At 37.9% G+C, this 22,337-nt stretch carries 15 protein-coding genes; 13 read left to right on the forward strand and 2 right to left on the reverse strand.

Annotated features, from left to right (window positions below; all coding sequences use genetic code 11):
* Positions 1-132: 132 nt before the first annotated feature.
* The 10 genes from CXF89_RS11440 (at position 133) to purF (ending at position 15,760) form a co-directional block, all read left to right on the forward strand.
* Positions 133-2,355, forward strand: a complete 2,223-nt coding sequence (locus CXF89_RS11440; RefSeq protein WP_121954649.1) for a TonB-dependent receptor — start codon at positions 133-135, stop codon at positions 2,353-2,355.
* A gap of 265 nt (positions 2,356-2,620) precedes the next feature.
* Positions 2,621-3,742: a 4-phosphoerythronate dehydrogenase gene (locus tag CXF89_RS11445; RefSeq protein WP_121954654.1), complete on the forward strand. Its 1,122-nt coding sequence runs from the start codon at positions 2,621-2,623 to the stop codon at positions 3,740-3,742.
* A gap of 48 nt (positions 3,743-3,790) precedes the next feature.
* Complete coding sequence (locus tag CXF89_RS11450) at positions 3,791-4,807, forward strand: aspartate-semialdehyde dehydrogenase (protein WP_007586655.1); 1,017 nt, start codon at positions 3,791-3,793, stop codon at positions 4,805-4,807.
* A gap of 354 nt (positions 4,808-5,161) precedes the next feature.
* Positions 5,162-9,619, forward strand: coding sequence for a FimV/HubP family polar landmark protein (locus CXF89_RS11455; RefSeq protein WP_121954650.1), 4,458 nt, complete (start codon positions 5,162-5,164; stop codon positions 9,617-9,619).
* 148 nt (positions 9,620-9,767) lie between these two features.
* On the forward strand, positions 9,768-10,565 hold the full coding sequence (gene truA, locus CXF89_RS11460) for a tRNA pseudouridine(38-40) synthase TruA (RefSeq protein WP_007584098.1): 798 nt from the start codon (positions 9,768-9,770) through the stop codon (positions 10,563-10,565).
* Positions 10,566-10,705: 140 nt separating this feature from the next.
* A complete protein-coding gene (gene accD, locus CXF89_RS11465) occupies positions 10,706-11,581 on the forward strand; it encodes an acetyl-CoA carboxylase, carboxyltransferase subunit beta (protein ID WP_007376856.1) in 876 nt (291 codons plus the stop codon).
* Between the two features lie 25 nt (positions 11,582-11,606).
* Positions 11,607-12,872 carry a bifunctional tetrahydrofolate synthase/dihydrofolate synthase gene (gene folC, locus CXF89_RS11470; RefSeq protein ID WP_024590974.1) on the forward strand — a complete coding sequence of 422 codons (1,266 nt, stop codon included), beginning with the start codon at positions 11,607-11,609 and terminating at the stop codon, positions 12,870-12,872.
* Positions 12,873-12,883: 11 nt separating this feature from the next.
* Positions 12,884-13,525 (forward strand): SPOR domain-containing protein, encoded by a 642-nt coding sequence (locus CXF89_RS11475; RefSeq protein WP_024590975.1) that lies wholly within the window; start codon positions 12,884-12,886, stop codon positions 13,523-13,525.
* A gap of 195 nt (positions 13,526-13,720) precedes the next feature.
* Positions 13,721-14,215, forward strand: a complete 495-nt coding sequence (locus tag CXF89_RS11480; RefSeq protein WP_007376853.1) for a CvpA family protein — start codon at positions 13,721-13,723, stop codon at positions 14,213-14,215.
* A gap of 18 nt (positions 14,216-14,233) precedes the next feature.
* The gene (gene purF / locus CXF89_RS11485; RefSeq protein ID WP_007580920.1) at positions 14,234-15,760 is read left to right on the forward strand and encodes an amidophosphoribosyltransferase; all 1,527 of its coding nucleotides are present in this window, start codon (positions 14,234-14,236) and stop codon (positions 15,758-15,760) included.
* 114 nt (positions 15,761-15,874) lie between these two features.
* On the opposite strand, the gene CXF89_RS11490 is transcribed toward purF, so the two are convergent.
* On the reverse strand, positions 15,875-16,474 hold the full coding sequence (locus tag CXF89_RS11490; RefSeq protein ID WP_007580923.1) for a Yip1 family protein: 600 nt from the start codon (positions 16,472-16,474) through the stop codon (positions 15,875-15,877).
* A 206-nt stretch (positions 16,475-16,680) separates the two neighbouring features.
* Here CXF89_RS11490 and miaE point away from each other — a divergent pair, with 206 nt between their 5' ends.
* The 3 genes from miaE to CXF89_RS11505 all read left to right on the forward strand — a co-directional run bounded on the left by miaE (position 16,681) and on the right by CXF89_RS11505 (position 21,730).
* Positions 16,681-17,439, forward strand: coding sequence for a tRNA isopentenyl-2-thiomethyl-A-37 hydroxylase MiaE (miaE, locus tag CXF89_RS11495; RefSeq protein ID WP_121954651.1), 759 nt, complete (start codon positions 16,681-16,683; stop codon positions 17,437-17,439).
* Positions 17,440-17,601: 162 nt separating this feature from the next.
* Positions 17,602-19,830 (forward strand): EAL domain-containing protein, encoded by a 2,229-nt coding sequence (locus tag CXF89_RS11500; protein ID WP_121954652.1) that lies wholly within the window; start codon positions 17,602-17,604, stop codon positions 19,828-19,830.
* A complete protein-coding gene (locus tag CXF89_RS11505; RefSeq protein ID WP_121954653.1) occupies positions 19,817-21,730 on the forward strand; it encodes a sensor histidine kinase in 1,914 nt (637 codons plus the stop codon). Before CXF89_RS11500 ends, CXF89_RS11505 begins: the two co-directional genes overlap by 14 nt.
* 98 nt (positions 21,731-21,828) lie before the next feature.
* Here the strand turns inward: CXF89_RS11505 and CXF89_RS11510 are convergent.
* Positions 21,829-22,337: UDP-2,3-diacylglucosamine diphosphatase (locus tag CXF89_RS11510; RefSeq protein WP_121954655.1), on the reverse strand; the 509-nt coding region annotated here is incomplete at its 5' end.

Raw genomic sequence — 22,337 nt, forward strand, 5'->3', positions numbered from 1 at the left:
ATTTCTTCACAATTTTGTCATATAATACCCATCCAGAGGAAAGATGCATTACGCATCTTTTTTTATGCCTGAAATTTATACTTTTAAGTATAAATGCATAACTAAATCACACGGTATCCTTTGGAGAATATTTTGAAATTACGTAACCTCTCACAGCTAAGTCTAGCAATTTTTGCTGCACTCACTAGCTCTGTAAACGCCGAAGAAACTAAAACAACAGCTAAACAAGACGCATTTGAAAAGATAGAAGTCACAGCTCGTAAACGTACAGAGAGCCTGTTTGAATCTCCAACCGCTATCACTTCAATTGGCGCTAACCTAATTGATAAAGCCAATATGAGTAACCTAGAAGATATTGGTAAATATGTTCCAAATTTAAATATTACCCGCTATGGCGTGGGCAATTCTGCGCATGCGTCTGTATTTATCCGCGGTATAGGTTTGCAAGATCACATAATAACTACCGATCCGGGTGTGGGTGTGTATCTTGATGGTGTGTACTTAGGTCGTCAAATGGGTTCTAACTTATCATTACCTAATGTTGAGCGTGTTGAAGTGCTTCGTGGCCCACAAGGTACTTTATATGGCCGTAATACATTAGGTGGCGCTGTAAATGTAATTACAAAGCAACCTGGTGATGAAGGTATTGTTACTACTACAGCTAAGCTGGGAAGTCGTGGACGTATTGCCGGTGATGTTTATTTTAATAACTCACTAACAGATGATGTAAGTATGTCTGCAAGTGCATCGTACAAAACACGTGATGGTGTGGGCGAAGCTGTTCATTTAGCAAACCCAGAAAAAGAAATTGGTGAAGAAGAAGAATTTAGTGGTCGTGTTGCACTTAAATGGCAAGCAAATACCGACTTAGCATTCACTTTTTCTTTAGATGGTGTTGATAACGAATCTGGCCAATCGCCTTATACAATTGAATTGACAGACCCACTAGACTCAAATGATGTTTTTAATGGCGACTTCCCATTATTGACTCAAGATTTAATTCCATCAGACCCTGATGATTTAGGCACAACTGTTGCGGGTATTGAATCTACCTCTTACTCAGGTTGGGGCACATCGTTTTCAGCCGATTGGGCAATTAACGATACTTATACCACTAAGTTTATCTCAAGCTACCGTACATCTGAGTATGAAGGTGGCCTAGATGATGATGCATCACCTTTAAACTTGTCTGAGTTTCCAGAGGAGGGCGGTGCTGATCAGTACTCATTTGAAGTTCAGCTAAATGCAACATTCGATAATATGGACTTTGTATCTGGTCTTTACTTTTTTAATGAAGATGGCTTTACACGTTCAGGCCCGTTTGTATTTAGCCCATTTAATACACCTAATGGCTTGTTGAATGATGGTGTAACAGAATCATTTGGCGGTTACGGCGAATTTGAAATTAACCAAGAAACTAATTCGTATGCAGCATATATAAATGCCAGCTACGATTTAACTGACGATTTAACGGTTGGTGGTGGCCTTCGTTATTCAAAGGATAAGAAAGATGCAAATGCTATATTCCCATCATTTCCAACTCGTAAATATGTAAGTGCAGATTTTGATGCAGTTACGTGGGATGTAAATGCATCTTATCAGCTTAGCAATAATATGAATGTTTATGGCCAGATTCAAAAAGGCTATCAAACAGGTGGTTTTCCACCGCGTCCATTTGGTGGACCAGATCAATTTGTATCGTTTGACGAAACAAAAGCGATTAACTACGAAATGGGCTTAAAAGGCCAAGTACACGAAAATGTATCTATGATGCTTGCGGTATTTGTGACTGATTACACCGATTTAGCATTGCCGTTTTCAGATCCAACAGCGGGTGGTGGCTTTGTAACAATTGTAGAAAATGCAGGTCAATCTAAAGCGCAAGGTATTGAGCTTGAAACAACCGTTGCTATTACCGATGACTTTACTATTCGTAGTGCAGTTGGTTATTTAGATTCTGAAATAACAGAAGTGGCTGAGGGTGTACAAGGCATAGGTAAAGGCGATTCACCAGCACTGACGCCACGCTGGACTGTCATGGTTGCACCTTCTTACTTTATGGATTTAGAGAGTGGCGCAACACTTGCGTTTAATGCTAATTATTCGTATCGCAGTGAAATGCAAGGTCAATCAGTTTACAACCAAAGTGAGACCATTGATTCTCGTGAACTAGTTGGTTTTAATATTTCGTACACTAATCCATATGGCGATATGGAAGTTACACTGTATGGTGAAAACGTTCTAAACGAAGTTTACGATGTTGGTCGCCTACAACAATCAGGTTTTGTTGGTGTAATGCGTAGTAATGACCGCAGTGAATTTGGTTTGAAATTCAAAAAAGATTTTGAGCTATAAACTAAAATCAAGTAAATAAAATTCAATGTAATTGAAGTTTATTTTTCATAACAAAGGCCGAATCATGCTGTGATTCGGCCTTTATATATTCAATAGTAAAATTATTATCCACATAATTTAAATCCCTAATTTAAATTGCTGATTTAAAACAATCAACATAACCACTTTTAAGTATTTGTATCAGCTAAAATGCGCCTTTTTAGTTTGTGTAAAGGCTTGGTTGTTCGTTACAATGGCGCCACTTAATTGCCAAACGGACTCAGTGATGAAAATTCTTGCCGATCAAAATATGCCTTTAGTTGAGCAGTACTTTGCAGACTTTGGTGAGGTTGAGCGTTTTGATGGTCGTAAATTAACGCCTGAACAATTAATAAATGTAGATGTACTCCTTACTCGTTCAGTGACTAATGTTAATCATGAACTATTGGCACAAGCTAACAAGCTGAGCTTTGTGGGCACTGCCACAATTGGCATTGACCATATTGATACGCAATTACTACATGATAGAAATATTGCTTTTACCAGTGCTCCTGGTTGTAATGCAGTTGCTGTAGCTGAATATGTAATTAGTAGTTTATTTGCATTAAGCCAAGAAAATGCGCGCCCATTGTGTGGTCAAACAATTGGTATTGTAGGAATGGGTAACATTGGCACGTGTTTGTCGCAAAAATTAAAAGCATTAAATGTCGACGTACTGTTATGCGATCCAATTAAGCACGAACAGGGCTTACTACAAGAGCATGTAGCGCTTGATGAGTTATTAGCGCAATCAGATGTTGTTACTTTTCATGTTCCACTTATTAAAGGTGGCGAGCACAAAACGCTGCACATGATGAATAAAGAGCGATTACAAGCACTTAAGCCAGGAACCACGCTAATTAATGCAAGCCGAGGCGACGTAATTGATAATCAAGCATTGCTTGAGGTAATGGAAGCTGGGGCTGATTTAGATATAGTACTTGATGTATGGGAAAAAGAGCCCAATATTCTAACTGAATTACTAGAGCATTTGCGTTATGCCAGTGTGCATATCGCAGGGCATACACTTGAGGGGAAAGCACGAGGTACACAAATGTTGTATCAAAAATTGTGTGACCTAAAAGGTGTAGAGGTGAGTAAATCGTTGGATGATTTTTTACCAATACCTGCTATTACACATGCAACTGTTACGCAAAGCCTAAGCGAGCAAGATATTGCCCGTTTGGTGCATTTAATTTATGACGTACGCCGCGATGACGGAATTTTACTTCGTCATTTAGAAGGTGAGGGCTTTGATAGTTTACGTAAAAACTATCCGGTAAGGCGAGAATTTAGCACCTTATTCCTACAAGGTGATAGCCCACAGCTAGCAGCACTTAGTCAACTAGGCTTTAGCATAGCTAAATAATTATTTAACTAACGATGTTGTTTTAATGTCGTTTATAGAGGAAGAAATATGTCGCAAAAATATAACGTTGCCGTACTTGGCGCTACTGGTTTAGTAGGCCGTCAAATCATTGAAACGCTAGCAGATCGTAAGTTTCCTGTAGATCAGCTTTTTTTACTTGCGAGCAGCCGCAGCGCAGGTGAAGACATAAAGTTTCGTGGTGAGACCATTGAAGTACTTGACGTTGAAGGCTTTGATTTTAGCCAAGCGCATATAGGTTTGTTTTCTGCTGGTGGTAGTGTATCTGAAAAATATGCTCCTATTGCTGCTGATGCCGGCTGTATTGTAATCGATAATACATCGCACTTTAGAAATGATTTTGAAATCCCACTAGTGGTGCCAGAAGTTAATGCTTCAAGCCTAGCTGATTTTAGGAATCGTAATATTATTGCTAACCCTAACTGTTCAACTATTCAGATGATGTTAGCACTTAAACCAATTTATGATGCTTACGGAATAGACCGTATTAACGTATCTACTTACCAAGCTGTATCGGGCGCAGGTAAAGAAGCGGTTGATGAACTTGCAAAGCAAACAGCTAACTTGATGAATGCACGCCCTATGGATAATAAAGTATTTCCAAAGCAAATTGCATTTAACGTTATTCCTCAAATTGATAGCTTTGAGGATAATGGCTATACACGCGAAGAAATGAAAATGGTAAATGAAACTCATAAAATTTTGGGTGATACCACTATTGCAGTAAATCCTACATGTGTACGTGTTCCCGTGTTTTTTGGTCACTCAGAATCAATTAATATTGAAACGCGCATGCCTTATGACTTTGAACACGTTAAGCAACTTTTAAAAGACGCGCCTGGTGTCGAGCTAATTGATGATGAAGGTGATTACCCAACAGCAGTTTCTGACGCTAGTGGTAACGATACTGTTTATATAGGCCGATTACGTGCTGATATTTCTCACCCTCATGGATTAAACATGTGGGTTGTAAGTGATAACACTCGCAAAGGTGCTGCAACTAACAGTATTCAAATTGCAGAAGAGCTTATTGCTAATTACATGTAATAGTTAATAGCGCTAAACACACTTTAGAAGCGGTAAACATTATTTGTTTGCCGCTTTTTGTTTATAGAGCTTGTCAATTTTTTGCCGTTTATTTTTAAAAGTATAAAAACTGATTGATAACACTCAATAAATTAATATTTATAAAGATGTTTTAAGGCATTTATTTTCAAGGTGTTGCGATGGATATTAAGCCTTAACTGGTTTATAGTTTGTAATTGGAATAGAGCTTGCAATAAAAATAGATTGTAATAATAAATGCGAGTCAGTCATTTGGCTGATAACAGCAATAATCAACAATATTTATGCACTTAAGCTTTAAGTGTTTTGTTAATATTTAAATATTAAAGGATCAGCATGCGCGGTTTAGTTACACTTATTATATTAGCGTCTGCATTGATAGTAACGCCAGTTTACTCTCAAGACAGTACCCAATTAAAGGGGCCTAAAGGCGTTGACTATGGTGCGCAAGGGCGATCTATTGGGCCAATTAAACCAACAGACACACTTTGGCGTATAGCGGCTAAAGTGCGCCCAGATAACTCCGTCAGCATTTATCAAGTTATGCAGGCCTTGTATAACAAAAACCCCAACTCATTTTTAGAACAAAATCTTAATCATATTCAAAATGGTGCCTATTTAAAAATCCCTACTTTAGCCGAAATAAAAGGTGTAAATACACAGCTTGCAAAACAACGCTCAGAGCAAGATGATGCATTATGGGAAAAGAAAAAAAATGGCACACTTACGCAAAGCGAAATTACCTCAGCACAAACAAAAGTAACCCAAGCTCGTAAAGTCGACGTAGACGATGCCAAAAAAGAGATACAGAAAGAATTAAATGAAATAAAAACAGAGCAAAGTACTAAGCTGGTTGAGTTACAACAACAATTTAAAAATTCTGTAAGCAATGTAGAAGAAATTTTAGTTGAGAATAATAATCTTAAAAAACAATTATCAGGTATTTCAAACGAACTCGAAAACTTACGCTTACAGTTAGGACAAGACAGTGAAATTCAAAATCAATTAAAAGAACTAATTGTTAAGCAAAACGAGATTATTGCACAACAAAAAAAACAAGAGATAGTACCAAAAGAATCGTTTGATTTAAGCTCATTATTTTCAAATCCGATAGTGCTGGGTTTATTAATGTTTATTCCTGGGCTACTGATTATTTTTGCAATTGTTATGTTTTTACGCAAACGAGCAAGTAATCAAGAAGAGCCACAAAACGATGATGACTTTTTACCACAAACCCCAATTTACACTGGCGATGATGATTTAGGTCCAAGTTTAAATGACGATCCAATTGTACCCGACCCTTTAGATGACTTGAGTGTTCAACTTGATGATAATCTTGAAAATGATATGTTGCCTGATGATGATTTAGATGACGGCCTAGATGATTTTTCAGGTGGTGAGAATTTACTCGATCAGGATGAGCTTGAAAGTCTACTAAGTGATGACATTGTTTTTGATGATGAAAATACCGATGACGATGATGAACTCGATATTTTTATGCAGCAAGGGTTTGATCAACCTTCAGATGAAAACGCTGAAGATATTGATTTAGACTTATCTGATGACTCAATAAACAATGATGAAATTCTAACTAATGACGATTTAGATAGCTTGTTTGATGAAGACGATAGTCTACCTGAGTTTGATGCACCGCAAACAAGCGAAGCTTTAGAGGATGATAGCTTAGAGTCTCATGATGAAATGGCGGCTTTAAGTGAGGAGCTTGCAGATGATGATAATTTTGATATAGATGAATTATTAGATAAAACATCAACAGAATTAGATACCTCAAATAACACTTCAGCTGAACTTGATACAAGCGACGACTTTGATTTAGACGATATAGATAGCTTAATTGATGAAGCGAATGACCCAAAAAGTGATGTGGCAGATGACTCAATTGATGCAGAGTTACTCGACGAAGATGAACTTCTAGAAGAAAGCGACGATTTTGATTTAGATGACATAGATAGCTTAATTGATGAAGCAGCGGTTGACACTGCAGATGATTCATTAGTTGAGGAAAGCGACGATTTTGATTTAGATGACATAGATAGCTTAATTGATGAAGCAGCGGTTGACACTGCAGATGATTCATTAGTTGAGGAAAGTGACGACTTTGATTTAGACGACATAGATAGCTTAATTGATGAGGCAGCGGTTGACACTGCAGATGATTCATTAGTTGAGGAAAGTGACGACTTTGATTTAGACGACATAGATAGCTTAATTGATGAGGCAGCGGTTGATACTGCAAATGATTCATTAGTTGAGGAAAGTGACGACTTTGATTTAGACGACATAGATATCTTAATTGATGAGGCAGCGGTTGATACTGCAAATGATTCATTAGTTGAGGAAAGTGATGACTTTGATTTAGACGACATAGATAACCTAATTGATGAGGCAGCAGTTGATACTGCAAATGATTCATTAGTTGAGGAAAGTGACGACTTTGATTTAGACGACATAGATAGCTTAATTGATGAGGCAGCGGTTGATACTGCAGATAAATCATTAGTTGAGGAAAGTGACGACTTTGATTTAGACGACATAGATAACCTAATTGATGATGAACTAAAAAATTCAGATGTAAGAGATTCAGAAATTGATAATGCATTAGCAGACTCAGTTGAGGATTTAGCAGATGCTCAAGAAGAATTAAATGTTGATGATATTGAGTCGCTTGCTTCATCATTAAATGAAGAGCCAGAGCTTGAAGAAGAGCCTGAACTTGCAGAAAAACTAGAGCTTGAAGAAGAGCCAGAACTTGAAGAAGAGCCAGAGCTTGAAGAAGAGCCAGAGCTTGAAGAAGAGCCAGAGCTTGAAGAAGAGCCAGAGCTTGAAGAAGAGCCTGAGCTTGAAGAAGAGCCTGAGCTTGAAGAAGAGCCTGAGCTTGAAGAAGAACCTGAGCTTGAAGAAGAGCCTGAGCTTGAAGAAGAGCCTAAGTTTGAAGAAGAACCTGAGCTTAAAGAAGAACCTGAGCTTAAAGAAGAGCCTGAGCTTAAAGAAGAGCCTGAGCTTGAAGAAGAGCCAGAGCTTGAAGAAGAGCCAGAGCTTTACGATGAGCCTGAGCTTGAAGAAGAGCCTAAGCTTGAAGAAGAGCCTGAGCTTAAAGAAGAGCCTGCGCTTGAAGAAGAGCCTGAACTCGCAGAAGAGCCCGAGCTTTACGATGAGCCAGAGCTTGACGATGAGCCTGAACTTGCAGAAGAACCTGAGCTTGACGATAAGCCTGAGCTTGAAGAAGAACCTGAGCTTAAAGAAGAACCTGAACTTATAGATGTAACGGTTGATGATTTTTCAGACACATCAGAGTCGCTTCTTGATCCTGAAGATGCACTTGAAGAATATACAGATGATACTTTAAAGAGCGTTGATGAGCTTTTAAGTGAGCTACAACAGGCCACTGATGACGACTATATAGAAACACCTGATTGGTCTTTAGATGAGCTTGATGATGATCTTGAAGAAATAGAAGTTGATCTTGGTGACGATCCGCTAGCGGGCGACGATGACTCAGATCTTACTGAAATTGAAGAGCAGCTTGATAGCGAGCTTGTAACGCCAAGTGAAGAGTTGGATGAATATCCTGAACTTGAATTAGACGATGATCAATCATTATTAGAGAATGAGCCTTCGTTTGAGCCGCAAGAGCTTAAAGGAGATGCATCGGGTGATGAAAATGCAGTAGCACTTAGTCAAACAGAGAAAGATCTCGCAAATGCGCTTATGGCAGATGGTGATTTAGATAGTTTAGAAGATGATTTTGATGATGAACTATTAATTGATAATGACTTCTCTGAATTAGAAACTGAAACGGAGATTGAAGATGAGTCGCTTGATGATGATTTACTTCAAGAAATTAATAATGAGGTTGATTCTGTTGAACCACCAAGTATTGAAGATGACATCAAACCTCTTAACCTTGATGAAGTTCAAGAAACATTAGAAAGTGAGTTGCCATTTACCCCTGAAGAATTACAAGGGGATGATTTAGATGGTGAGGCACCGGGAGTCGCTTCCAGCCAAGCTGAGCAAGATTTAGCAAACGCACTTATGGCAGATGCTGATTTAGATAGTTTAGAAAATGATTTTGATGATGAGATTTTAATTGAAAATGATTTTTCTGAATTAGATGCTGAATTTGACGAAGATAGTTTAGAGCAAGCGCTAACTGATGAGTTATCAGATGAATCGCAAGAGCAAACAAATGCAGAGCGCGAAGCACAGTTAACAAGCTTAGATGAAGTGGGTAGCACTGATATTAGCTCTGACGACGAACTTGATGAAGAGTTTATGTCGAATTTGACGCAAACTGATTTTGATTCATTACTTAGTGAGTTAGCAGAGCCTGAAGACTTAAGTGTTGATGACAGCAGTGAATTTGATGTTGACTTTGACAGCTTGCTAAAAGAAGACTTAGAGACAGATGATTTATTAACTACAAAAGAGTCACTTGTTGAAGGTAGTGATGTTGAGCAACTTGATAATGACGAATTTGTAGATATTGATTCATTATTAGAAGAAAGTGACGACGCTGAACTTGAACACGAACCTTACACCGACGTTAATATGGATGTCGGTTTGAGTGAGTTTGATGCATTACTTGCAGGTGATAACCCAACGGATGTTGATGCTGAAAGTGGTGGCTACTCAGCTAAACTTGATTTAGCGCGTGCTTATATTGAAATTGATGATTTTGATTCTGCGCTTAAAGTTATTGAGGATGTCATTAACAAAGGTCCTGAAGAAGTTCAAGAGGAAGCACTTAGCTTAAAAGCTAAACTAAAATAATTAAAATGTTTATAAGAACCCGTATCTAGCTTAGCTAAATACGGGTTTTTTTATGTGTATTGGTTTGATTACGACAGGTCTCCTTTTATTGCATCGTTAGATAGCATAAAATGCCTCGTTCATTAGCACAGTAGGTAAAACGGTAATTATGCGAGTAGCACTTGGAGTTGAATACAACGGCGCACGTTATAGTGGTTGGCAGCGTCAATCACATGTAAATAGCGTACAGCAAGAAGTAGAAAAAGCGTTGTCGCGTATTTGTAATCATCCTGTTGAAGTTATATGTGCAGGGCGTACAGATGCTGGTGTGCACGGTACAGGCCAAGTAATACACTTTGAAACGCAAGCCGATCGCGATATGGTCGCATTTACACTAGGTATGAATACTTTAATGCCTAAAGATATTGCTATTCGCTTTGCCCAACCGGTTGCTGATGACTTTCATGCCCGTTTTAGTGCTACAGCTCGTCGTTATCGCTATGTTATTTATAACTCCCCCCTACGAGGTGCGGTATTAAACGAGGGGGTTACGCATTTTCATCATCATCTTGATGAAACAAAGATGCAAGAGGCGTGTCAGTACTTAATAGGTAAACACGATTTCACCTCTTTTAGAGCGATACATTGCCAAGCGAATACACCGACAAGAACAATTCATCATCTGTCGGTACAGCGCCAAGGTACTTACGTTATTATTGATATTAAAGCGAATGCATTTTTACATCACATGGTACGTAATATCACAGGCAGCTTAATGGATGTTGGTTTACATAAACAACAACCTATATGGATAAAAGAGCTACTTGATTGTAAAGAACGCGCAAAGGCCAGTGCTACCGCTAAGGCTGCTGGTTTGTATTTAGTGGATGTTGACTACCCTGAGCAATTTAATATTCCTCAAACACCTTTAGGCCCTTTATTTTTGCCTGATATAGATGTGGTATAAGTACTTTTTATGAGCACTTTTAACTACTAAGACCAGTTTTTTATACCGCGTTAGTGTAATTCATGTTTTAATTGAAAAAATTTGTCTGCTAATTGCTATTAGCAGGCTCGCGACACAGAACAGTATTAAGAGAGTTGCAAATGAGTTGGCTAGAAAAAATCTTACCTAAAACGACAAAATCATCAGGTCGTAAAGAAATCCCAGAAGGTGTTTGGGCTAAGTGTACATCGTGTGATTCAATTTTATATAAAGCTGAATTAGAAAAGTCATTAAACGTATGTCCTAAGTGTGACCATCACATGCGTGTTAGTGGCCGTAAGCGCCTAGAGCACTTTTTAGATGAAGGTGATCGTCAAGAGCTTGGTACACAACATGAGCCTAAAGACATTCTTAAGTTTAAAGATTCTAAAAAGTACTCTGACCGTATCAGTGCAGCCCAAAAAGCAAGTGGTGAAAAAGATGCACTTGTAGCTATGAAAGGCCGATTAAAAGGTATTCCAGTGGCAGCGGTAGCATTTGAGTTCTCATTTATGGGTGGTTCAATGGCTTCTGTTGTTGGCGCTCGCTTTGTTGATGCTGTTGATCAATGTTTAGAGCATAACATGCCGCTTATTTGTTTTTCTGCATCAGGCGGAGCACGTATGCAAGAAGCGCTTATGTCGCTTATGCAAATGGCTAAAACAAGTGCTGCACTTGCAAAAATGACGGAAAAAGGTCTTCCATTTATTTCAGTAATGACCGACCCGACAATGGGTGGTGTATCTGCATCACTTGCTATGCTGGGTGATATTAACGTTGCTGAACCTAAAGCGTTAATTGGTTTTGCGGGCCCTCGTGTTATTGAGCAGACTGTTCGCGAAACATTACCTGAAGGTTTTCAGCGTAGTGAATTTTTGCTAGAACATGGTGCAATTGACATGATTATTGACCGCCGTGAAATGCGCGATACCCTTGCACGCATTTTAGCTAAATTTATGAACTTGCCTTCTACGGAACAAGAGCATAGAGTAGCGTAAATTTCAGCTTTACTGATTACACGCTATGACAAAAACAATTCCTAGCCAATCATCAAGCCTTGATGATTGGCTTTTTTATTTAGAAAGTGTTCACCCAGCTAACATTGCAATGGGCTTAGAACGAGTTGCTAATGTTGCCAATAATATTGGCCTTTTAAACACTCCGAGTAAAATTATTCTTATTGCCGGTACAAACGGTAAGGGCACCACTGCACGTTGCTTAGAGTCGCTATTACTAGCGCAAGGTTTTAGCGTGGGTACTTACGCATCTCCTCATTTAATTCGTTATAACGAGCGTGTACGAGTTAATGGCGAAGAACTGGCAGACCAATTTCATATAGATGCTTTTCACCAGCTTGAGCAAGGCCGTAAAGACACTCCTCTGACTTATTTTGAATATGGTACTTTGGGTGCGTTGGCAATTTTTAAACGCTGTAAGGTCGATTATGTATTACTAGAGGTTGGTCTAGGCGGGCGCTTTGATGCTACAAATATAGTAACTCCCTTTGCAAGCGTGATCACCACTATCGATTTAGATCATAAAGAGTACCTAGGTGATACACGTGAGCTGGTGGCTTATGATAAAGCCGGTATTTTTCGTGAAAATACGCCTGCTATTATAGGGGATTTGAATATTCCTCACACAATGACTGATTACGGCAAAGAAATTAATGCCAATATGACGTTGTCGGGCAGTGACTTTATTTTCAAAGAGAATGCTGAGAGCTTTAATTGGCAATATAAAGAACATAATCTTGTAATAGATAAGCCAGCAATACCGTGTCAAAATGCAGCAACTGCGTTAACTGCGCTAAGTGTTTTAAGCTTATTACCTAGTGAGCAAGTCATACGAAGTTGCCTCGCTAATTTAGTTGTAGAAGGGCGGTTTCAGCAGTTAAGCGCTGAGCCTTTAGTCTTTACCGATGTAGCACATAACCCTGAGTCGGCGCGTTATTTAGCCAATAAGTTATCAAGCTATAAAGATAAAGGCTTTAAAATTCATGCATTAGCCGCTATGCTTGCTGATAAAGATAAAGTGGGTGTACTTAAAGAAGTAAGTCACTTGGTCGATGAGTGGTCATTAGCGAGCTTAAGTGGTCCGCGAGGCGACACTGCAAGTAATTTACAAAATGCGCTGCAGGGTATATCTCATCATAATACTATCAATAGCTATGATAGTGTGGCACAGGCACTGAGTGTAATTTTACCAAAACAACAAAGTGATACTATGTTGATTGTATTTGGTTCATTTTTTACAGTGGCCGGCGCTATTAATTACTTTAAAAAATAGAGAGGATGTCGGTGAACTCAAGTTTTATTAATCGCTTAGTCGGAACAAGTATAGTAGTGATCGCAGCAATTGTGTTTATCCCTAATATACTCGATGGCGAAAAAGTGCATTATAAAGAGGGCTTTAAAGCGATACCTGATCGCCCTGAGTTCAAAACAATCGATCTTCAAGAGTCAATTGATGAAAACATGGCTAATGCTGAGCCACTAAAACAAGATGAAATTGAAGATATTCAAGCTGACGATGAAGCTTTTGAGCAGCAAAACGCTATGGATGAGAGTGACTACGCTGTAGAGAATAAAGTTGTTGAAGCGACTATTGAACCCAAAGCTACACCGATCACTAAGGCACCGGTTCAGGCTAAACCAAAACCTATTGCGCCTCGTAAAAGTGATGAAAACCTAACAAGTATGGCTTACGTTATTCAATTAGGTAGTTTTTCACATGTTGCAAATGTAAAAGCATTACAGGCTAAATTAAAAGTTGAAGGGTTTAAAACGTTTACTAAACCGATTAAAACCCCAAATGGGACGTTAACCAAGGTATTTGTTGGTCCTTCGCTTGATAAAAATGAATTACAAAAGCAGCTTCCCCAACTGAAAGAGCTTACTAAATTAAATGGTAAAGTTACGCAATACGAAGTAACAAAATAATTAAAAAAAGGCTTGTATCACAAGCCTTTTTTTATTTATTTATATTTGTTTTTACCATTATCTTTATCTCACAATACCCATTCTATAATGTTAATTTTTTGTATTGACTACAACCCAGTAATCTCCCGTTTAAACTTGCATACTAACGATGTTTGGGTATAGAATGCGCCCCAAATTAGCGACTAATTGGTTCTTATGATCTGGGTTGATTACGCCATTATTGGCATCATTGCATTGTCTACCATCATCGGTTTAATACGCGGCTTTGTAAAAGAAGCAATGTCATTAGCGGTATGGGCTGGCGCCTTTATCATCTCTAGCTTATTTTACCAATATTTAGCTTCCTTCCTAACAACCATTTCTGAACCCCTTTTAAGAAATGCTGCGGCCATAGCCATATTATTCTTTGCGACGCTACTGTTAGGCGGTTTACTAAACTATATTTTAGGTGAGCTTGTACATCGTACTGGTTTATCGGGTACCGACCGTGTTTTTGGCATAGTGTTTGGTGCTCTACGAGGCGTGTTGGTCGTGAGCGCGTTACTCTTCTTTCTTGATGCTTTTACTGGTGCACCCAATACGCACTGGTGGGGCAATTCTATTTTGATTCCAGAATTTGGCTTTGTTGTTGAATGGTTCTTTTCGTACCTAGAAAACAACTCGAGCTTTTTAAATTCAGTAAACCGTTAATCGGCGAGGATAAATTACATGTGTGGTATCGTTGGAATAGTCGGAACATCCCCTGTGAATCAGGCGATTTATGATGGCTTAACTGTTTTGCAGCACCGTGGTCAAGATGCCGCGGGTATCATTACCATTGAGAATAATACGTTTAGCTTGCGCAAAGCAAATGGCTTAGTGAAAGATGCCTTTCACACACGTCATATGAAACGACTACAAGGTACAATTGGTCTTGGCCATGTGCGCTATCCTACAGCAGGATCTTCAAGCTCATCTGAAGCACAGCCTTTTTATGTTAACTCACCGTTTGGTATAGCACTTGCCCATAATGGCAACCTTACTAATGCAGAAGCTTTAAAAGAGCAGTTATTCTCAGAAGCACGTCGTCACGTTAATACAACATCAGACTCTGAAATTTTACTTAATATCATGGCACATGAATTAAGCAAATCTGATAAGTTGCATTTAGACCCTGAAGATATTTTTACTGCGGTAACCGAAGTAAACAATAAAGTAAGCGGTGGTTATGCAACTATTGCTATGATTATCGGCCACGGCATTGTTGCTTTTCGCGACCCTAATGGTATTCGCCCGCTTGTATTTGGTAAACGCGAAACCGAAAAAGGTACTGAGTACATGTTTGCCTCAGAAAGCGTTGCGTTGAAACCGGACGGTTTTGAGTTTGTACGTGATGTAGCCCCTGGTGAAGCTATATATGTTACAGAAGAAGGTGAATTCCATTCACTTAGTTGTGCTGATAAGGCATCTTACTCGCCGTGTATTTTTGAATTTGTTTATTTTGCTCGACCTGACTCAACAATAGACCGTATGTCTGTGTACGCAACACGCGTAAACATGGGGACTAAACTAGGCGAAAAAATTGCACGTGAATGGGCTGACAAAGATATTGATGTAGTTATCCCAATCCCAGAAACTTCATGTGATGTAGCACTTGAAATCGCACGTGTACTTGATTTACCGTATCGCCAAGGTTTTGTTAAAAACCGTTATATTGGTCGTACATTTATCATGCCTGGCCAAGAGATGCGTAAAAAATCAGTGCGTCAAAAGCTAAACGCAATTGATCGCGAGTTTAAAGGTAAAAACGTATTATTGGTTGATGACTCAATTGTTCGTGGTACAACATCAGCACAAATTGTTGAAATGGCCCGAGAGTCTGGCGCTAAAAACGTTTACTTTGCATCAGCGGCACCTGAAATACGCTTCCCTAATGTATACGGTATTGATATGCCTTCAGCAGCTGAGCTTATTGCTCACGGACGTGAAGTAGAAGATATTAATGCAAGTATTGGTTCTGACGGTTTAATCTTTCAATCGTTAAAAGATTTAATTGCTGCGGTTAGCCAAGAAAATCCTGAAATTACTAAGTTTGAAACTTCAGTATTTGATGGCCAATATATTACTGGCGATATTGATCAAAACTATTTAAATCGTATTGATAAGCTACGTAACGATTCAGCAAAAAGCACCCGCGAAAGTGCGATGTCTTCAGGTTTAGAGATACACAACCAAGACGAAAACGAAGCTGATTAATGATTAGTTAATAAAAAGTCGTTACACATAAAAAAGGAGCTAATTAGCTCCTTTTTGCGAAGGAAAGAAAGGGAACATTTCTATCAAACACGACTCTCTATTAGTTAAACTTTATTAAGTAAACATTGGGCTAACAATCCCATTTGTCCAAAGCATAGCTGTTACAGCTAAAATAATAACCAGTAATATTAATCCACACGTTACTACCGAGCTGGCGTAAATAAAGCCACGCTCTTCTGGGATATGCATAAGTATTGGTACGCCGGTGTAGAGTAAATAAACCGAGTAAGCCAGTGCAATAATTCCAATACACACTACAAACCAAAGTACAGGCCAAAAAGCGGCGAGTGCCGACATAAACACTGGTGTTGCAGTATATGCTGCAAGTTCAAGTGTTTGTGTAAATGTAGGTTTAGAGCCAAATGTAACCGCCATCCAATGGGCTAAATACGCCAATGCAAAAACACCCGCTATTAAAGCAAAATACATTGCACCTGCAATTAGCAGTGCACTATCGTGCGTTAAAAATACGGGATTGCCTGCACCTATACTCCATCCTAAATAAACAGATGAGTAGTAGCCCATTATTGAAGGAAATAAAGCAATCAGTAAAATATGCGACAAACTATAGGTTAAACTTTCATGGCGATTATCTATTGTTTGCCATTCTTCAAGTGGGTGAGCATAAATGCCCCAGAGGTGATTTAGTATCATAGTACTTACTCCATAAAAGGAACGTATTATTGTTTTGGTTGGTTTATTTTTATACAGTCTATGTACAGTTATGGTTCACTTATTTTGCAAAGTCAAGTTAACTCGTTATTAACATTTAGACGCAGATAAGGGCTTTGATTTATCCCAAGCAAAATTTCGTGTTAAAATAACGGTCTATCAAATTTATTTAGTAATGAGCAGTCAACGTGCCACATAGCCAACTTTTAGAGCCGATTAATAACTTTTTATTGTGTACCACCCCAGAGCAATGGGTGGAGCAAGCAATTAAAAAAGAAAACTTATCAGTCATTTTAATAGATCACTTAATTTGTGAATTAAAAGCAGCTCAAAGTGCGATGTTTTTAATACGTAAATACGCGGTAGATAAAGAGGGTAGTGATGCATTACTCGAGTGGCTAAAGCCATTTGAAACGCTTATTTACAAGCGAGAAGGGAATTGGCGCGATCTGGCTGCTAAAAATAAGCTCACTAAATCAATAATTCCTAAATCGAGTTCTCCATACGGGCAAGGTCTAATCGATAAAATGGTTTTGCTGATAAAAGAAGAGCTGCATCACTTTTATCAAGTGCTCGAAATTATGGACGAGTACGGTGTTGAGTATCAAAGTATTACACCATGTCGTTACGCAAAAGGCATGCTCCGTCATGTTAAAACGTTCGAGCCCAATGCATTAGTCGATAAGCTAATAGTAGGCGCTTATATTGAAGCACGTTCATGTGAGCGTTTTGCAAAGCTTGCGCCGCATGTTGACAAGCGTTTAGGTGATTTTTATATTTCGTTACTGCGTTCAGAAGCGCGTCATTACCAAGATTATTTAGCTTTAGCTCAGGAAATTGCCAACTTTGATATTACAGAGCGGATTTCTGAGTTTGGTAAAATTGAAGCTGAACTTATCTTGTCGCCAGACGAAGATTTTAAATTTCATAGCGGTACTCCAGCATAACCCCTTTCAGTACTTTATTGCGATGATTGTAATTACACAGTCACGGCATTGAAAATTAGACGTAACCAAAATCACCTCCTACTATATATGTACTTCGGTACATATATAAATATTTATTATATTTATTAATTTATTAGATACCTTTTTAATAGGCGGTGTAGGATGTCCGACAGCAATAGTTTGTTTGTATTTGATGAAGAGCAGGAAATAGATGGTTCAACTCTCGTAAGAAAAATAAAGGTGTTTACCGTTGAAGACGATCTTAATTATCAGCACGCTTTAACTAATAGCTTAAAAGAAATAAAGCCTGAGGATAACTGTGAAATAGAAATACTTACGGCTAATTCGGTCTCTCAGGCTGCATTAGTGTTGAGCTTGCATCCAGATATAGCACTCACCTTTATAGATGTTGTTATGGAGGATGACGACTCAGGTCTGAGGCTTGTGAGTACCATAAGGGAAGTGATTGGTAACGCAGACATGCGTATTGTTTTGTTGACCGGTCAACCTGGATTTGCACCCGAACAGCAAATAATGAAGTCGCTAGATATAGACGAATACTGGAATAAATCAGACGTTTCAGCAGAAAAACTGCAATCTATAGTTACAAGTAATCTTCGCACTTGGAAATACATCACACAAATATCTTCAGCCAGAAAAGGTCTTCAATTAGTTTTAGATGCTTCAAGAAGTATAAATAGCAAACACGATATGCGGTCTTTTTCTAAAGCTGTTTTAGTAGAGATAAGTAACATTTTAAATGTGACAGAGGGGGGCGGTATTATGTGCTCCACCCAAAGTGATGGAGAGCTTGTTAGAGCGCATATATCTTCTGCTAATGGTTGTTTTGATGGATTCGAAGGCAAACTCGTCGATAATAATATTTTACTGCCTGAAATTTATACTGACTTTAAACGTGCTCTAGATGAAAAGACACATATTTTTTCTGAGCACCACACCGTTTTTTATTTTTGTAATAAGGAAATAACAGGCGAAAGCTATATAACTATTGTTCAGTCAGACAATGAAATATCAGAACAAAATGAGTACTTGTTAAAAGTATTTAGTGAGAATGTGAGTACAGGCTTTAGTAATATAGCCTTACTTAATAAACTTACTGAGCTTGCATATACGGATGTATCGTTAAATATGCATAATCGAAATTGGCTCACGCGTGAAATACGAAACATGAACCTTCACGAGCAATATCAAACTCGCTTATTTGTTTTTGAAGTCGAACAGTTTGAAGAAAAAGCCTTTACGTTTGGTCACGACTTCTGCCAAAAACTCTTAAAAGAGGTTTACAATAATCTAATAACCATTTTTGATGGTTATTCAGCGCGTATAGCCATTATTAACAACAGTAGCTTTGGCCTAATAGTAAACGCTAATTTTGATATTACCGACGAAATGATAGCTAGCCTTATTAGGCAAAAGTGTGTAATTACCTCCGTAAAACAATATGCTGATTTGAGAATTCTTGATTTAGCGCTAAGTTCTGTTTTAAACATCATACCTGAAAAAATAATAAGCATTGCTGAATCCAGCTTAAACGATAGCCAAAGCGCTTCTTTAAAATATATTAAGCATACCCAAGAAAAAACAGAGGCACTTACCAACCGTTACAGTTTAATGGCTCGATTACGAAGAGTGATCGGGGCAGGCTCTTTGCAAGTAGCCTTACAGCCTAAAATGGATTTAGTAAAATTGACACCGGTTGGCTTTGAAGCACTAGCACGGTGGCAACTAGATGACGGCAGTTTTGTAAGCCCTGAAGTGTTTATTGAACTTGCTGAAACAGCAGGTTTAATTAGTGAATTAGACAGCGTTGTTTTTGATAAAATAATTTCTACTATTCATAAGTTAAGCGACATAGGCGTAAATTTGCCAATTGCTTTTAATGCGTCTGCTTTTGATTTGGTTGATCCTGATTACTGTCAAAAAATTCTTCATAAATTAAAAGACGCCAATATTTCCCCAGAAATGCTTGAGCTTGAAATTACAGAAACACAAGCAATTAGTAATTATGATTTAATTCGAGAGTCTTTAGATAAATTTATGGCGTTGGGCATAAAAGTAAGTATTGATGACTTTGGAACAGGCTATTCTTCAATCTCCCACATAACAGAAATACCTGCAAATACGTTAAAAATAGATAGATGCTTTATAAATGACATTGAGAGTAACGCGAATAACCAATACATATTAGAAATGATTGTTAATTTAGCCAAACGGTTTAACTTTTCGATAATTGTTGAAGGTATTGAAACCCGGGAACAATGTGAATGGGTTAAAACAATAGGGTGTAATGTTGCTCAAGGCTACTATTTTTCAAAACCACTGTTTTTTGACGACTTAATTGAATGGCTAAAACAGTATGGAAAAGTTTGATAACACCAACTCAGTAAGCTTAAGTAACAAGCAAAGTTACATAAAAGCATTATTTATTGCTGTTGCTTCTGGCGTTATCGCTTTTTTAGTGTATTGGCAAGTTTACCAAGCAAGGCTTACACTCGTTCAAGATTATCAAGACGATAAACTGTCTTTGGTGCAAACGGAATTTGTAAAAGAGTTAAGTAGTATAAAAAAATTAACCCAGGTTTTAGCAGACAACAAAAACCTAAAAAGGGGGAATAAACTCAGGTATATGTTTAGAGACCGAGAATCCATACGAAGCATAAATGATTACTTCGTTAATTTTGGGTTATTATCGCCTATTATTTCGCAAATTCGGTGGATTGATATTACCGGGAACGAACGTTTTAGAGTTGACTTTAAAAACGGTGAGGCAAAAGTTGTTAAGCAAAAAGAGCTTCAAAATAAAATGTCGCGTTATTACTTTAGGCAAGGAATAGCCATTGAAGCGCCAGATTCCTTTTTATCAAAAATTGATTTAAACATGGAGCATGGTTCAATTGTTGAACCCTATGTACCCACCATGCGAGTAACCTACCGCACTAGCTCAAGTGATTATATTGTTGATGGGCTAATAATAATTAACTTTGATTTATCCGCGCTTTTTCAGCGAATTAGAGATTACTCTGCAGATAATGCTCAGGTTAACATTGTAAATAAAGATGGTTTTTGGCTTTATAACAATGATAGGTCTAAAGAGTGGGGCTTTATGCTAGAAATGCAAGAGCTAACAATTGCTAATTATAACCCATTACTTTGGGAGTCTATGCAAAACCAACAAGAAAACACGGTAAGGCATTTTGACTCAAATGTTTATACATTAGATAAACTTCCGACTCTTTTTTCACAAAAATATAATGAAACACTTAATGACGTTATTTATATTTACATAAAAAGTAAAGATAAGTTAATAACTGAAATACGCCTTGTCGCATTAGGTTATGCCGGAATAAGTGCTATTTTTCTTTTGACCATTGGTGGCTTTATTTTATACAGAGAATATTGCTATACAAAAGTTTTAAGCAATTTATTTGAGCAGTTACGTGCTGAAAAATTAGAGCTAGACTCTGTTAATAATAAACTGTCTAACACCATTAGGCAGCAGCAACTTTTACAAGATAGCTTCGTTGAAGCGCAAAAGCTGTCATCATTAGGCATGATGGTTGCGGGGGTCGCTCATGAAATGAATACGCCTATTGGCGGTGCTATTATTTCAGTATCGAACGCAGAGTCAGTTATGAATAGCTTAAATGAAGCAATAAAAACAGGTTTAACTAAGTCTCAACTAGAGAGTAGCGTTTTAAGCTTAGATGATAATTTAGCTTTAGCTAGAGTTAATTTGGATAAAGCAGCAGTGCTTGTTAAAAGCTTTAAAAAAATGGCCATTGATAGAAATAACGAAGAGTTCATTAAGTGTAATATTGAAGGTTTAGTTAAAGAGTTATTAATAGCATTAAACTCTAGATTAAAAACGTCAAAAATTAAAATTACTACTCGGTTTGATGATGACTATACAATAAAAAGTCGACCGGGGGTTATTTCACAAGTTATAGAAAATTTGGTAATGAATGCACTTAACCATGCATTTGAGCACAATCAAACAGGTGAAATTGAAATTAAGGTTTATAAAAACGAAAAGGGTGATGTGAATATTACTGTTTCTGATACAGGGTGTGGAATTGAAAAAAATCAACAAAGCTCTATTTTTGAGCCTTTCCACACATCAGCTCGTGGTAAAGGAAATATAGGGCTTGGCCTGTATATGGTTTCTCAATGGGTTACCGGAATATTAAAGGGGCAACTGGATTTAGTATCGGATCCACAGCGTGAGGAAAAATTTAAAACTCAGTTCACAGTTACATTGCCAAATAAATGAATTATCTAGCGCTGCAGCCATAAGCTCACCAAAACATTAAAAGTTAATAAATTTAGTGAAGACCATCATAAATTACTAAAAAAATAATGTTTTTTTGCTTATTTAAAGGGCGTGTTGATTAGTTTTTGTTCTTGAGGTGTTACCACTAAATAAGAGCCTTGTTCATACCAATCACCTAAAACAGTGCGTGTGAGCGCTTTACCGTTTGATGAATAGGTGTGCACATCAGGGCGGTGAGTATGACCATGAATCATATTAGTAACGTTATGTTTGGCAAAGGTGGCAAGTACAGCTTCATCGACAACGTCTAAAATTTTGATAGATTTATCAGCTTGGCTCAACTTACTTTTTTCTCGCGCATTACGGGCTATTTTTTTTCTGTACCAAAGCGGCATAGCAAGCATTAACTTAGGCCACCACCAGCCACGACTCTTTTTACGAAAGTTTTGATATTCAGTATCTTGAGTGCACATTTCGTCGCCATGTAAAATAACGGTAGGCGTGCCATATAAATCAATGACTGTTTGTTCATCGAGTAATGTCATTGCGGCCATGTCGGCATATTGCTTGCGCATAATGAAATCACGATTGCCATGTATAAAATAAA

Origin of the sequence: Pseudoalteromonas sp. MelDa3, from assembly GCF_002863625.1 — a bacterium.
Taxonomy (GTDB): domain Bacteria; phylum Pseudomonadota; class Gammaproteobacteria; order Enterobacterales; family Alteromonadaceae; genus Pseudoalteromonas; species Pseudoalteromonas arctica.